Below are 14,300 nucleotides of genomic sequence, written 5' to 3'. Positions count from 1 at the left end.
GAGGAGTATTTTGTGAGGCACTGCGACGTTTTAATAATTGGCGGCGGTATTATTGGCTGCTCGATCGCTTATTACACTTCAAAATACGGAAGAGACGTAACAATCATTGAAAAAGGAGAATTTGTCAGCGGGACGTCTTCACGGTGTGACGGAAATATTTTGGCTATTGATAAAGACCCCGGGTTTGATAGTCAAATGTCGTTAGTAAGTCAAAAATTAGTAACGGATTTAAGTGAAGAGTTAGAGCACTCATTTGAATATAGGGCGCCAGGAAGTATTCTCGTATGTGAGTCGGATGAAGAGATGGAAGCAGCGCAGCAATGGGTGAATCGCCAAAAAGAAGCTGGTTTACCGTTTCGAATGCTTGATAGGCAAGATATAAGAGCGGAATCGCCATTTTTTGCAGATGATTTATTAGGCGGGTTAGAATGCGCAACAGATTCGACTGTAAATCCATATCTTCTTGCTTTTTCACTTCTTGCAGAATCGAAGAAATATGGTACGAAGGCTTTTAATCATACGGAAGTAAAAGAAATGAAAAGAGATAAAGACGGTTCCTTTATTATAGAAACGACAAATGGGACGTTTACTGCGAAGCAAGTGGTGAACGCAGCGGGTGTGTGGGCTCCGAAAATCGGACAAATGTTGGATGTAAATATCCCAATTGAACCGAGAAAAGGGCATATTATTGTAGCTTCAAGGCAACAACACGTTGGTTGCCGTAAAGTAATGGAATTTGGTTATTTAATTTCTAAATTTGGCGGACAACGAAAAGTGGATGCTTTAACTGAAAAATATGGGGTAGCTCTTGTGTTTGAGCCGACAGAAAGCCAAAATTTTTTAATTGGTAGTAGTAGAGAGTTTGTAGGGTTTCATACGAAGATAAATAACGAGGTTATTAAATGTATTGCGAACAGAGCAATACGTTTTTATCCGAAAATGGCGGATATGATGGTGATTCGTTCCTATGCTGGATTACGCCCGTGGACAGAGGATCATTTGCCGATTATTTCACGTGTGGAACATATCCCAAATTACTTTATAGCAGCAGGGCATGAGGGGGATGGCATTAGTCTTGCCGCAGTTACAGGAAAAGTGATTGAAGAGTTATTAAATGAAAAAGAAACAATCATTCCTATTGAACCACTTCGTTTGAGTCGTTTTACAGAAAGGGTGTTAAACGGATGAGGTCACAAAGAGTCTTTACGACGATTGATACACATACGGGTGGGAATCCAACGAGAACATTGATTAGCGGCCTGCCTAAGTTAATAGGCGAGACGATGGCAGAGAAGATGTTACATATGAAAAAGGAGTATGACTGGATTCGCAAATTGTTAATGAATGAACCGCGTGGTCATGATGTAATGTCAGGAGCACTATTAACAGATCCGTGTCATCCTGAAGCAGATATTGGTGTTATTTACATAGAGACAGGTGGATATTTACCGATGTGTGGTCACGATACAATTGGTGTATGTACAGCTTTAATTGAATCAGGTTTAATTCCAGTAGTTGAACCGATTACCTCGTTAAAGTTAGACACGCCAGCCGGCTTAGTTGAAGTGGATATCTTTGTTCAAGATGGAAAAGCGAAAGAAGTCTCCTTTTGTAACATACCAGCTTTTTTACTGAAACACATTACTGTAGACGTCGAAGACATTGGAACTGTAGAGGCGGATATTGCGTATGGAGGGAATTTTTATGCCATTATCGATGCGAAATCAGTAGGGTTAGAGTTAATACCAGAAAACGCATCTACAATCATAGATAAGGCAATTCATATAAGAAATATTATTAATGAGAAATTTGAAATCATTCATCCAGAGCATTCGTTTATTAGAGGATTAACCCATGTGGAGTTTTATACAGATCCTACACATGAAAATGCACATGTGAAAAATACAGTTGTCGTTCCGCCAGGAGGAATTGATCGTTCTCCATGTGGTACAGGAACATCAGCGAAGTTAGCGGTATTATATGCGAACCAAAAAATTGAGATTGATGAAGAGTTTGTTCATGAGAGTATCGTTGGTTCTTTATTTAAAGGGTGTGTCATAAATACGACAAATGTTGAAAATATGGAAGCGGTCGTAACGAAAATTACAGGTTCAGCTTGGCTTATGGGGATGCATAGATTTTTTTACAATGAAAAGGATCCACTGAAAGAAGGTTTTTTGCTAATTCCGCCGATGGAACATGAAACGGAGGATGTAAAATGAACATTCAAAAAATGTATACAGCAGTAGACGTACACGTAAATGGCGAGGCATTCCGTGTAATAAAAGATGTACCATGCAAGTACTACTACAATTTAGAGCAATTAAACGAACAATTTTCAAGTGAATTAGCAGAAGAAATGCAGCTTTTATTAAATGAACCGCGTGGTTTTATCGGTTTAAATGGATGTATCGTCGTTCCTTCTATTCATCCTGAAATCGATGCAGCTGTATTATTTTTTAATCACGAAGGGTCAATACCTCTTCATTACGGAGGTATTGTCGCAGTCATAACGATGTTACTAGAAAGCGGATATTTAAAAAAGAGAGAGACGAATCAATACAAAATCGAAACGTTATCTGGCATATTTTTAGTCCATGCGTATGTAGAGAATGATGAAGTTGTATCTGTTTCGCTTGAAAGTAAACTATGTTATATGATTGAGAAAAATTTACAAGTTGGTAATATAAGTTACTCTCTCATACAGGCAGATAAAGTATACGCAGTTGTAGAAAAAGGTGCGTATTCGCCAGAAATTCGTATTGAAAACATTTCAGAATTGAAAAAATGGGGAGAAAGTACACTACAAGCTATACAAAAACAGTCACTTATAAAAAGACTTATTTTAGTAGATTCCACGCAAAAAGAAAAGAACCATATAAAGTCGATTACATTTCATGAAGATAACTTTATCGTACGTTCGCCGGGGTTTGTCTCTACTATTGTGTCTTTTGTTCATACATTATTTAAAAATGATTATATAGCGGATAAACCTTTTATAAATGAAAGTATATGTAATAGCTTTATAACTGTTGAAAAAGTGAAGAAGGAAGAAATGGGTTACATTTTCCGTTTTGAAAGTAGAGGATTTATTACAGGGATGCAGACGTTTCTATTAGATCCTACAGATCCGTTTCCGACAGGATTTTTATTAAAATAAAATAGTAAAGGGAGAGATAAATATGAAAAGTATTAAAGGGGCATTTCCAGTATTAATCACACCGATGGATGAGTTTCAAGAGATTAATTGGAACGGTGTAAAACAAAACGTAAACTACTTTATTGAGCAAAAAGTGGCTGGCATTATTATTAATGGAAGCACAGGAGAGTTTGTGAGTTTATCAAAAGAAGAACGATTTAAAATGGTAGAAACAGTATTAAAAGAAGTTGATGGTCGTATACCAGTTATTGTTGGAACTGCTGCGGAGACGACGAAAGAGACGATTGAATATACGAAACATGCAGAAGCGCATGGAGCGGATTGTGCATTAATTATAAATTCGTATTATTGTAAACCGAAAGAAGAGGAAATCTATTTTCATTTTAAAGAAATCTCAAATGCAGTAAATATACCAATTATGTTATACAATAACCCGTTTACATCTGGTGTTGATATGAGTACAGACATCATGTTACGTATTGGAAAAGAATGTGAAAATGTTACACATATTAAAGAATCTAGCGGAGATATTCGAAAAGCAAGAGATTTAGTAAGACAAGGCGAAGGTGTTTTTCAAGTATTCTGTGGATCTGAAGATTTAGTTATGGAATCTTATTTAGTTGGTGCGACGGGCTGGGTTTCAGTAGCAGGTAATATCGTACCGGGACTTGTTACAAAAATGTATGAGCATTTCCAAAATGGTGAATTAGAAAAAGCTTGGGAAATAAACGACGCTATTTTACCTCTTTGTGAGTTTCTTGAAGGGTCAGGAAAATATGTACAAATCGTGAAACGATCAATGGAATTACACGGGCAAGCTGGAGGACCTTCACGTTATCCGAGACTCGGATTAACTGAAGAAGAAGATCAAAAACTTCAAACGATTATTTCAAAAATTGCAGCTCATGCAGCTGTTTAAATAAGGAGGAGAGCATAAATGTTAACGAAAAACATTGAACTAAAACCAAAAGTGAAAGCGTTTTTAAATGAAGAAATTAAAATGTTTATTAATGGTGAATTTGTTCCTTCCATTAGTGGAAAGACATTTGAGACATACAATCCAGCAACTGAAGATATTTTAGCTATCGTATGCGAAGCACAAGAAGAGGATATCGATGTCGCAGTAAAAGCGGCAAGATCTGCATTTGAATCAGGACCTTGGGCAGAAATGACTACTGCTGAAAGAGCACATCTTATTTATAAATTAGCAGACTTAATTGAAGAGCATGGAGAAGAATTGGCGCAGTTAGAAGCTTTAGATAACGGGAAACCATATCAAGTAGCACTGGATGATGATATTGCAGCGACTGTAGAAAATTATCGCTATTATGCGGGATGGGCTACGAAAATTATCGGGCAAACCATTCCGATTTCAAAAGATTACTTAAATTACACACGCCATGAACCTGTTGGTGTTATAGGTCAAATTATTCCTTGGAATTTTCCGCTCGTTATGTCTTCTTGGAAAATGGGAGCTGCACTAGCAACAGGTTGTACGATCGTATTAAAACCAGCAGAGCAAACTCCTTTATCGTTATTATATACAGCGAAACTTTTTAAAGAAGCAGGTTTTCCAGATGGTGTTGTAAACTTTGTGACAGGTTTCGGCCCTGAAGCGGGAGCTGCAATTGTAAACCATCATGATATTGATAAAGTAGCCTTCACAGGTTCAACAGTTACAGGAAAATATATTATGCGTCAATCTGCAGAAACAATTAAACATGTAACGTTAGAACTTGGTGGTAAATCACCAAATATCATTTTAGAAGATGCTGATTTAGAAGAAGCGATTAACGGTGCATTCCAAGGTATTATGTATAATCACGGCCAAAATTGTAGTGCTGGATCTCGCGTGTTCGTTCACCGAAAACATTACGAAACAGTCGTAAATGAACTAGTAAAAATGGCGAATAACGTGAAACTTGGAGCAGGTATGGAGAAGGAAACGGAAATGGGTCCTCTCGTATCTAAAAAGCAACAAGAGCGTGTACTACATTACATTGAACAAGGAAAAGCTGAAGGCGCGACTGTTGCTGCTGGTGGTGAACGTGCATTTGAAAAAGGTTATTTTGTACAGCCAACCGTATTCATAGATGTTACTGACGATATGACGATAGTTAAGGAAGAAATCTTCGGTCCAGTTGTCGTTGTACTTCCATTTGATTCAACGGAAGAAGTAATCGAAAGAGCAAATCGCTCTTCTTACGGACTCGCTGCAGGCGTATGGACACAAAATATTAAAACAGGACATCAAGTTGCCAATAAATTAAAGGCAGGAACGGTATGGATTAATGATTATAACTTAGAAAATGCAGCGGCACCATTTGGTGGATTTAAACAATCTGGTATCGGCCGTGAGTTAGGTTCATATGCGCTTGATAATTACACAGAAGTGAAAAGTGTTTGGGTAAATATAAAGTAATAGAGAGATGAAATAATGAGATAGACGGACAACTGGAAGTTTTAATAATAGTTGTCCGTTTTCTTATATATAAAATAGTGTTCTAAAGAATGATAAGGGGGATTTGGATGGAGCAATTAGTAGAGTGGTTAGTAGGGCAAGTGTGGAGTATTGGTTTAGTTGTTTTCGCGTTAGGAGCAGGTGTGTATTTTACAATTGCAACTCGTTTTCTTCAAATTCGTTATTTTAAAGAGATGATTAAACTATTATTTGAAGGGAAGAGCTCAGAAACGGGAATATCATCCTTTCAAGCATTTTGTTTAGCTTTATCAGGTAGGGTTGGAATAGGTAATATTGCAGGGGTCGCGACAGCTATCGCTTTTGGCGGGCCGGGAGCTGTATTTTGGATGTGGGTAATGGCTCTATTAGGAGCAGCTAGTGCATTTGTTGAATCAACATTATCTCAAGTATATAAAAGTAAAGTTGGAAATGAATATCGCGGTGGTACACCGTATTTCATTGAAAAAGGCTTAAACATGAAATGGTTTGCAATCATTGTAGCAGTCGTTGTAACACTTTCATATGGTGTTTTATTACCAGGTATTCAATCTAGTAGTATCGCAGTTGGATTCGAAAACTCTAATGGGATTAGCAAATATATAACTGGTATATTGTTAGTCATATTATTAGCAGCAATCATTTTTGGTGGCGTAAAGAGAATTGCAGGCGTTTCTCAAATGCTCGTTCCATTTATGGCAATTGGTTATGTAATTGTTACATGTATCGTATTAATTGCGAATGTAACAGAAATTCCAAGTATGTTCGCTTTAATTTTCTCAAGTGCTTTCGGTGTAAATGAAATGTTTGGTGGAATCGTTGGTGCAGCAATCGCATGGGGCGTAAAGCGCGCCGTATTTTCAAATGTAGCTGGCGTTGGAGAAGCGACGTATAGCTCTGCTGCGGCTGAAGTATCTCACCCAGCAAAACAAGGGTTAGTTCAAGCCTTTTCTGTATACATTGATACAATTATCGTATGTACAGCGACAGCTCTTATGATTTTAATAACAGGTATGTATAATGTTATACCGGAAGGGAAAAGCGCTATTGTAAAAAATATAGGGAATGTTGATGCTGGTCCAATCTATACACAACAAGCAGTTGAAACTGTTATGACTGGGTTTGGTCCATTATTCATTTCAATCGCAATCTTCTTCTTCGCATTTACAACTTTACTCGCATACTACTATATCGCTGAAACGACACTTACTTATTTAGATCGTGAGCTTAAATATAGCTGGTTAAAACCAGTTTTGAAAATTGGATTTTTAATTATGGTTTACATCGGTAGCATAGAATCAGCGTCGCTTTTATGGAATCTTGGGGATTTAGGAATTGGTAGTATGGCATGGTTAAACTTAATTGCGATTCTACTATTAAGTAAAATCGCATTAAAAGTGTTAAAAGATTATGAAGCGCAGAAAAAAGAAGGGAAAGATCCAGTATTTGATCCTAAAAATGTAGGAATTGAAGGTTTAACATTTTGGGAAGAAAGAAGTAAAGAGGTTCAAAGAAAAAACGTTAAAGAACAAGCGGTAGTGGATGATAGTCTGAAACTGTAGCTTAAATAAACTGAATATTCATTCTATTGAATGAGGTATATTGCCTTCTTTTCATCACATACTACAGTAGGTACAGATAATTTGAATGGGGGTAATAATAAGATGGAACACGAACAATATCATAGTTCAGTAAATGACGTTCTACATCATTATAAAGAAGGAATCGGTAGTTTTACAAACCAAATTCCTGAAATTGCTGAAACATTTAATGCATTCACGCAAGCTTGTTTTCAAGAGGGTTCTTTAACAAAAAGAGAAAAACAACTTATTGCATTAGGAATTAGTCTAGCAACGCAAGATGAATATTGTACCGTTTATCATACAAAAGGGTGTCTTGATCAAGGGTGTTCAGATAAAGAAATTCTGGAAGCGTGTGGTGTATCAGCAGCATTTGCTGGTGGAGCTGCAATGAGTCAAGCGGTAACTTTAGTGCAAGAGTGTTTAACAGAACTGAAAAATCATAAGCATTGAATAGAAAAAAACGTTTTAAACTTTATGTTTAAAACGTTTTTTATGTGAAATTACATTTGTATTCACTTTAATATTTTATATCTTCATAAATCGAATTCTCTACATCAGGAAGAACTGTGTATATGCTTTTACCGATTAAAGCTTCTAATTCTTTCTTAATTGCATAAAACCCTTTCCAATGTAATGATGTATGAGACGTTGTACCGTGACGTAAACCAACGGAAATCAATCTTCTTTCCAGCGTAGTAAAACCATCCGCGTCAGCAAGAGCATCACAAAGAGTAATTACTTTATTGTATAAATCGTAGTTACAATGTTCAATCAATATTTCAACTAACTGGATTCTCATATGATCAGGAACGAGACTCCACTCCGCTGCGATATCTATATGTTCATTTTTGCATGGGAATGAATGTGTAACACAAATAACAGCGTTTCCTGTATACCCTAAATCATTCATATACATATAACCATCATAGGAATGAATGACCGATTTGGTAAAACCTTTGTATCTTCCGATATCATGCAAAAGGGCAGCATTATATGCTATATCAGCATCTAGGTTATACCCATGTTTAATAAGTTCTATAATTATGTTTTCAGTTGCCTGAGCAACATTTATTGAATGTTCAAACCAAGGACCGGGGTTTTGTTCATATGCCCATTCGAGTAATTCTTTTGCATATGTTCTATCTACTATATATTTCATATCGTTATCCTTTCCCTAAAAAATCATGTTTTAAAGAATTTCATCTTAGTATATCATTATTCCTGCTTTAAAAATTGGTACAATGAAACAAAAGGGGGATTAGTAATGCAAAATTTAGTAATTGAAGAGATTAAGAAAATAAATGATGATATGGAAGAGCTTTCTGAACTTTTGAAAACGGTTGTAAATGATGGGGCGTCAATTGGTTTTTTACCTCCACTGGATCAAAAAGAATCAGCGAAATATTGGGAAACTGTTTTAGCACCAGAAGTGATCTTATATGTTGCTAAAATAAATAATGAAGTGGCAGGGAGTATTCAATTACATTTAGTTACAAAGCCTAATGGGATTCATAGAGCTGAAATTTGTAAGTTAATGACTCATACAAACTTTAGACGTAATGGCATTGGACGTTCACTTATGCGCAAAGCAGAGGAACGAGCGAAGCAAGAAAACAGGACTCTTTTAGTGCTAGATACTAGAGAAGGAGATCCTTCGAATAAATTGTATAAATCATTAGATTATCAAGAAGCTGGAAAAATACCAGAATACGCAATTTCTCCAAATGGTAATTTAGATGCCACAGTTATTTATTATAAATTTTTATAAGTGATGATTAAAATGCTGTCATGCTTAAAATAATAAAGTTTGATTTTTAACACCGTCTATATTTCTCTAGCGGTGTTATTTGAATTTAATTAATGTGCTAATTGAATTTGAGAAAGTTTTTAGAGGGTTCTTTTCATAATGTTCCTCGACTTATAATGGATGTAGAGAAGATGACTAGGCAACTATAGTTATTTTCGCTTTATTATGGGAAAGGGGATGACGAGATGAAAACGAAAGGTTTACAGAAGGTGAAGAAAGTTATATTAAGTGGTGGGATATTACTTACAGGATTGTTAACTTTCGGTTTTTCAGAAAAAGCTTCAGCTCATGGATACGTAGAATCACCAGCGAGCCGTTCTTATTTATGTAAGCAAGGGGTAAATGTAAACTGCGGTCCGATTCAATATGAGCCGCAAAGTGTAGAAGGAATAGGTGGATTCCCGCAATTAGGACCTTCGGATGGTCAAATCGCAGGAGCTGGCCATTTCCCTGCTTTAGATGTACAGACTGTAGATAGGTGGAAGAAAGTTACGTTAAACGGTGGGACGAATACATTCAAGTGGAAACTAACGGCTCCTCATAGTACGAAAGAGTGGAAATATTATATTACGAAGAAAGATTGGAATCCAAATAAGCCTTTAACGAGGTCTGATTTAGATTTAGTGCCTTTCTATGTAAAAAATGATGGAGGAGCTAGACCTGGAACTTCCGTAACACATGAAGCAAATGTGCCAACTGATAGAAATGGATATCACCTTATTTTAGCTGTGTGGGAAATTGCAGATACTGGAAATGCATTTTATCAAGTTATAGATGTTAACCTTGTAAATAACGGTTTAGCATCAAATAACGTGCTAAATCATATAGCGCAAGTTCCTACTTTATTTTAAATAAAGTATACATTTCGATCATCTAATTCATTTTAGATGATCTTTTTTACGAAAAACGATGAAAAATATAGAAGAAAGTGCAATTATTTATAAAAAATTATGCTTTAAATATTGTCATATTTGCTTCTTTAAGATATCCTTTTCATGAAGAGGTGGAAAACATGGAAAAAGTACTAGTTTTCGGGCATAAAAACCCAGATACAGATGCAATTTGTTCTGCAATTGCTTATGCAGAATTGAAAAAAGAATTAGGAATGAATGCTGAGCCTGTACGTTTAGGCGAAATCAGCGGTGAAACTCAATTTGCATTAGACTATTTTAAAGTAGAAGGACCGCGTTTTGTTGAAACAGTTGCAAGCGAAGTGGACAACGTTATTTTAGTTGACCATAACGAGCGTCAACAAAGTGCTAACGATATCGAATCAGTTCGTGTGTTAGAAGTTATTGACCATCACCGTATTGCTAACTTTGAAACAAGCGATCCTATTTACTACCGTTGTGAGCCAGTTGGTTGTACAGCTACAATTTTAAACAAGATGTACAAAGAAAACGGCATTACAATTCGTAAAGAAGTTGCAGGTTTAATGTTATCTGCAATCATTTCAGATTCTTTACTATTCAAATCTCCAACTTGCACAGAGCAAGACGTAGCAGCAGCTCGTGAATTAGCGGAAATCGCTGGTGTAGATGCTGACAAATACGGCTTAGAAATGTTAAAAGCTGGTGCTGACTTAAGCGGAAAAACAATGGAGCAATTAATCTCTCTTGACGCTAAAGAATTCCAAATGGGTAATGCGAAAGTTGAAATTGCACAAGTAAACGCTGTTGATACAAATGACGTTCTTGTACACCAAGCTGAACTTGAAAAAGTTATCTCTGCAGTAGTAGAAGAAAAAGGTTTAGACCTATTCTTATTCGTTGTAACTGATATCTTAACTAACGATTCTGTCGGTCTTGCGATCGGTAAAGCAGCAAACATTGTTGAGAAAGCATACAACGTATCTCTAGAAAACAATACTGCTACATTAAAAGGTGTTGTATCTCGTAAGAAACAAATCGTACCAGTATTAACAGAAGCATTCCAAGCGTAATATTATTGAGTATGATTTAACAAAAAGACAAGTAGTCAGATTGGCTACTTGTCTTTTTCTTTCTCTAAAAAACAGAAAATTAGATTTTTAAAAGGAGAGTTGTGTATGTTTAATGATTTGGAGAGTAAATTACAGTCACTTTTAGAGCGAAATATTACTTCTGTTTTAGAATTAGAAAATTGGCTTTTCGATGAATTGCGTGTAAACGCTGAAATAGAAGAGAAGATAACAAGTAGTTTAATCGCCACGTATAGAGATACAGGTAACAGAAATATGCATGATTTACATATGTATAATCAAAATACAATTCAACCACTTTTAAAAAGATACAATGCAAAGTTTGACCAAAAATTTATAGAGTGTCCGTTTTCTAACTTATTAGACGAGCGAAAATATGCATTTATGAAAAAAGCAAGATTTGTAAAGAGTAAAATGTTTAATGAAAAAAACATTGCTCTTTCTATTAAAGAGCAAGAGTGCATTACGAAGTATAGAGAAATAATGTCTAACATAACAATTAATTGGGAAGGCGAGCAAAAGACGTATGCACACGTTAAAGCAAAGCTAGATAACCCAAATAGAGCTATTCGCGAAAAAGCTTGGTACGCTTTATGTGAAGCAAGGAGTGCAGTGAAACCAGAAGTGGATCGTATTATGAATGAACTTATACAATTGCGGAATGAGATAGCTTTAAATGCAGGGTTTAATAATTATAGTGAATATGCTTGTAAACAAAAAAACAGAGATTATAATATTGAAGATTGCTATAAGCTTCATGAATCTATAGAAAAGTATGTTGTACCAATCTGGAAACAATTAGGGAGTATTTCTAAAAAGAATCTCGGTGTAAAAACGTATCGCCCTTGGGATCTTTCTCCATGTAATTTACCAAAAGTCCCATTCCAAAATGTGATTGATTTATTAAATGGCGTGGAAGAAATATTTCGAAAGACAGATTTATATTTTTATGAGAAATTTATTCATATAAGGAAAGCTGGATGCATTGACGTAGAAGAACGTGAAAATAAAGCACCAGGAGCTATTTGTTTTACCTTGCCTCATAGTAAAGAGGTTTTTGTGTATTCTAATTTTAGTCCTTCATTTTATGCAATTAATGCACTTATACATGAAGTGGGGCATGCATTTCATTTTTATAAACAATTTAAAAACGATAGTAGTATGCAGGAAAGATATCTGCGCGAAGAGGTGGCTGAACTTTATTCCCTCAGTCTTGAGTTATTAGTAATGGATAAGCTGAATGTTTTTTATAAGCAAGAGGATGAATATAAAGAAGTGCAACGCGTACAAATATATCGTGCTTTGTCTTTATTAATGTCGTCAATTGCAGGAGATGTATTCCAGCACTGGATCTATGCGAATCCAAACCATACATCAGAAGAACGTGATAAGAAATACGCCGAACTATGCAAAAGATATCAATATTCAACAGTCGACCTTGCAGGATTAGAGGATGAAATCGGTGCAAGTTGGATAGAGTCCTTTCACTATGTTCAGTTTCCTTTTTACAAAATTGAATATGCAATTGCACAAATAGGAGCAATGCAATTGTTTCAAATTTACTGGGAAGACCCAGAAAAAGCGATTGCTTTCTTTAAAGAAGGTGCGAGTGCAGATTGGAATTTATCTATACAAGAAATATATGAAAAAACAGGTGTCACGTTTGATTTTTCGGAAGAAAGGATAGAAAGTACTGCAAGTGTTATTTTGGATGTGATCAATGAATTAAAATAAGGATAGCATTCGCTATCCTTATAACTGTTTATTCGTAGATTTTTTCTTGTTTATATAAAATGTAATAATAGCTGTAATGAGAAAAATAGGTATAGCATACGCTTGCCCAACAAACAATTTCCAGCCAATATGATTATAGCCTTGGGATGATGGAGCGATCATAGCGATTATGCAAATTATAATATAGAGTACTAGTGCAGGGAGTATATTTTTCATTTGTTCACCTCCTTTTCAGAAAATCACCACATGTATATTTATATAACACATTATAGCTTGAGATAACAAATATGTTTTTCTAATATTTATGTAAATAAAAGGGTTGTTTTTAAGTGGAATAGAATAGGTGTATGTAGAATGATATAGGGGTGTTACATATAATGAACAATATATTAAATCGAATAAAGAAAGATGTAAGTATAGAATTATTGAATACGCTATGGCCTGGTTTTAAGAGGGCTGCATTTGCACTATACGATGATGAGCATGTGTATGTATTTCATCATCCTCTATTTTTGAAAGATAATGATGAGTATAGTGTTTTAAAGTGGGATGAACAATTTAAAGGTGATACTTGTATTCTATTCAAAGATTATCCAACTGCTATCGTGAATATGAATAGATATAAAGATTATGCAAGTTTACTTGCGATTGTGGTGCATGAACTTTTTCATTGTTATCAATATTTGAATAAAGAAAGTAGATTTCCAAATGAATCTATAGGATTTCAATATCCTATAATAGAAGAAAACACAGAATTACGAAATAAAGAACGAATTTGTTTATATGATGCTGTTCATTGTAAATCTCAAGAAGAGAAAATTAATTATATTAAGCAATTTATTAAACTAAGAGAGCAAAGAGCTAGTGTTATGGGAGAAGATTTTATAACATATGAGCATATGATTGAAAGTATAGAGGGGCCTGCTTGGTATGTTGAAATGAATGCTTACAATGCAGTATGTAAAAATGATGAAAGCGACACATTACGAAAATATAGCGGACTCATTTTAGATGCATATGAAGCTAATTGTAACATTAGAAAGAGCTGCTATAGCTCAGGAATGCTTTTATGTTTATTATTAGATGAAGTCCTACCTGAATGGAAAAAAAGCTTCTTTAATAGTGATAAATCGTTATATGCTTTTTTAAAACAAAATATAAAGGTGGATTTGAGTTTAAATAATGAAATTACAATAAGTAAAGAAACGAAGCAAATCCTTCATTTTGTTCAAGACGAAAGAGATAAGGATTTCAACCACTTTTATGAGGAGAAGGGGTATCATTTGTATATTATAGGCAATATAAAATTAAATTCGTTTAATCCAATGAATGTAAAGTTAAACGGAAATAAAGCATTACATAAAACATTTTTAAGTGTAGGTATACATAATAAAACATATATGATAAATCAGCCTGTTTTAGCATCTTTTGAAGAAGATTTTAAAAATATGACAAAAGTTCATATCAAAATAAACAAAAAACCGAAAGAAACAAATAATGGATGGAATGTATTGGGGGTTGGAGATATAGAAGCTGAGTATGAAGAAGTAGAGGGTTCTATATTTTTATATTTAAAAAGTTAGAAATGAGGTAAGAAA

At 35.0% G+C, this 14,300-nt stretch carries 14 protein-coding genes; 12 read left to right on the top strand and 2 right to left on the bottom strand.

From position 1 onward, the window contains the following. Positions 1–12 precede the first annotated feature (12 nt). From ACTT1L_RS00550 to ACTT1L_RS00520, 7 genes are all read left to right on the top strand, one after another. A complete protein-coding gene (locus ACTT1L_RS00550; RefSeq protein ID WP_074541673.1) occupies positions 13–1,188 on the top strand; it encodes an NAD(P)/FAD-dependent oxidoreductase in 1,176 nt (391 codons plus the stop codon). Next, a complete protein-coding gene (locus tag ACTT1L_RS00545) occupies positions 1,185–2,222 on the top strand; it encodes a proline racemase family protein (protein ID WP_434606132.1) in 1,038 nt (345 codons plus the stop codon). The genes ACTT1L_RS00550 and ACTT1L_RS00545 overlap by 4 nt, the downstream gene beginning before the upstream one ends. Continuing rightward, the gene (locus tag ACTT1L_RS00540) at positions 2,219–3,160 is read left to right on the top strand and encodes a proline racemase family protein (protein ID WP_318581724.1); all 942 of its coding nucleotides are present in this window, start codon (positions 2,219–2,221) and stop codon (positions 3,158–3,160) included. The genes ACTT1L_RS00545 and ACTT1L_RS00540 overlap by 4 nt, the downstream gene beginning before the upstream one ends. A 22-nt stretch (positions 3,161–3,182) precedes the next feature. Then, entirely contained in the window at positions 3,183–4,079 is an 897-nt protein-coding gene (dapA, locus tag ACTT1L_RS00535) for a 4-hydroxy-tetrahydrodipicolinate synthase (RefSeq protein ID WP_434606129.1), read from the top strand. An 18-nt stretch (positions 4,080–4,097) separates the two neighbouring features. Beyond that, positions 4,098–5,582 (top strand): aldehyde dehydrogenase family protein, encoded by a 1,485-nt coding sequence (locus ACTT1L_RS00530; RefSeq protein WP_318581722.1) that lies wholly within the window; start codon positions 4,098–4,100, stop codon positions 5,580–5,582. 107 nt (positions 5,583–5,689) lie between these two features. Beyond that, complete coding sequence (locus ACTT1L_RS00525) at positions 5,690–7,180, top strand: alanine/glycine:cation symporter family protein (protein WP_434606124.1); 1,491 nt, start codon at positions 5,690–5,692, stop codon at positions 7,178–7,180. Between the two features lie 30 nt (positions 7,181–7,210). After that, the gene (locus tag ACTT1L_RS00520) at positions 7,211–7,651 is read left to right on the top strand and encodes a carboxymuconolactone decarboxylase family protein (protein WP_442821712.1); all 441 of its coding nucleotides are present in this window, start codon (positions 7,211–7,213) and stop codon (positions 7,649–7,651) included. A gap of 67 nt (positions 7,652–7,718) precedes the next feature. Here the strand turns inward: ACTT1L_RS00520 and ACTT1L_RS00515 are convergent, their stop codons facing one another. Next, positions 7,719–8,360 (bottom strand): HD domain-containing protein, encoded by a 642-nt coding sequence (locus tag ACTT1L_RS00515; protein WP_442821711.1) that lies wholly within the window; start codon positions 8,358–8,360, stop codon positions 7,719–7,721. A gap of 105 nt (positions 8,361–8,465) precedes the next feature. On the opposite strand from ACTT1L_RS00515, the gene ACTT1L_RS00510 reads away from it, so the two are divergent. The 4 genes from ACTT1L_RS00510 to ACTT1L_RS00495 all read left to right on the top strand — a co-directional run bounded on the left by ACTT1L_RS00510 (position 8,466) and on the right by ACTT1L_RS00495 (position 12,702). Next, entirely contained in the window at positions 8,466–8,969 is a 504-nt protein-coding gene (locus ACTT1L_RS00510) for a GNAT family N-acetyltransferase (protein WP_318581719.1), read from the top strand. 224 nt (positions 8,970–9,193) lie between these two features. Further along, positions 9,194–9,859, top strand: coding sequence for a lytic polysaccharide monooxygenase (locus ACTT1L_RS00505; protein WP_318581718.1), 666 nt, complete (start codon positions 9,194–9,196; stop codon positions 9,857–9,859). Positions 9,860–10,020: 161 nt separating this feature from the next. After that, positions 10,021–10,950: a manganese-dependent inorganic pyrophosphatase gene (gene ppaC / locus ACTT1L_RS00500; RefSeq protein ID WP_001992310.1), complete on the top strand. Its 930-nt coding sequence runs from the start codon at positions 10,021–10,023 to the stop codon at positions 10,948–10,950. A 105-nt stretch (positions 10,951–11,055) separates the two neighbouring features. Then, the gene (locus tag ACTT1L_RS00495; protein ID WP_071741982.1) at positions 11,056–12,702 is read left to right on the top strand and encodes a M3 family oligoendopeptidase; all 1,647 of its coding nucleotides are present in this window, start codon (positions 11,056–11,058) and stop codon (positions 12,700–12,702) included. Positions 12,703–12,720: 18 nt separating this feature from the next. Here the strand turns inward: ACTT1L_RS00495 and ACTT1L_RS00490 are convergent, their stop codons facing one another. Next, entirely contained in the window at positions 12,721–12,918 is a 198-nt protein-coding gene (locus tag ACTT1L_RS00490) for a DUF4017 family protein (protein WP_071741983.1), read from the bottom strand. 161 nt (positions 12,919–13,079) lie between these two features. On the opposite strand from ACTT1L_RS00490, the gene ACTT1L_RS00485 reads away from it, so the two are divergent. After that, positions 13,080–14,285: a peptide ABC transporter permease gene (locus ACTT1L_RS00485; RefSeq protein ID WP_071741984.1), complete on the top strand. Its 1,206-nt coding sequence runs from the start codon at positions 13,080–13,082 to the stop codon at positions 14,283–14,285. Positions 14,286–14,300 lie beyond the last annotated feature (15 nt).

Source organism: Bacillus sp. FH (genome assembly GCF_052216825.1).
GTDB classification, from domain to species: Bacteria; Bacillota; Bacilli; order Bacillales; family Bacillaceae_G; genus Bacillus_A; species Bacillus_A paranthracis.
Note: the sequence above shows the minus strand (reverse complement) of the source record. Positions and strands in the feature narration are given on the sequence as shown.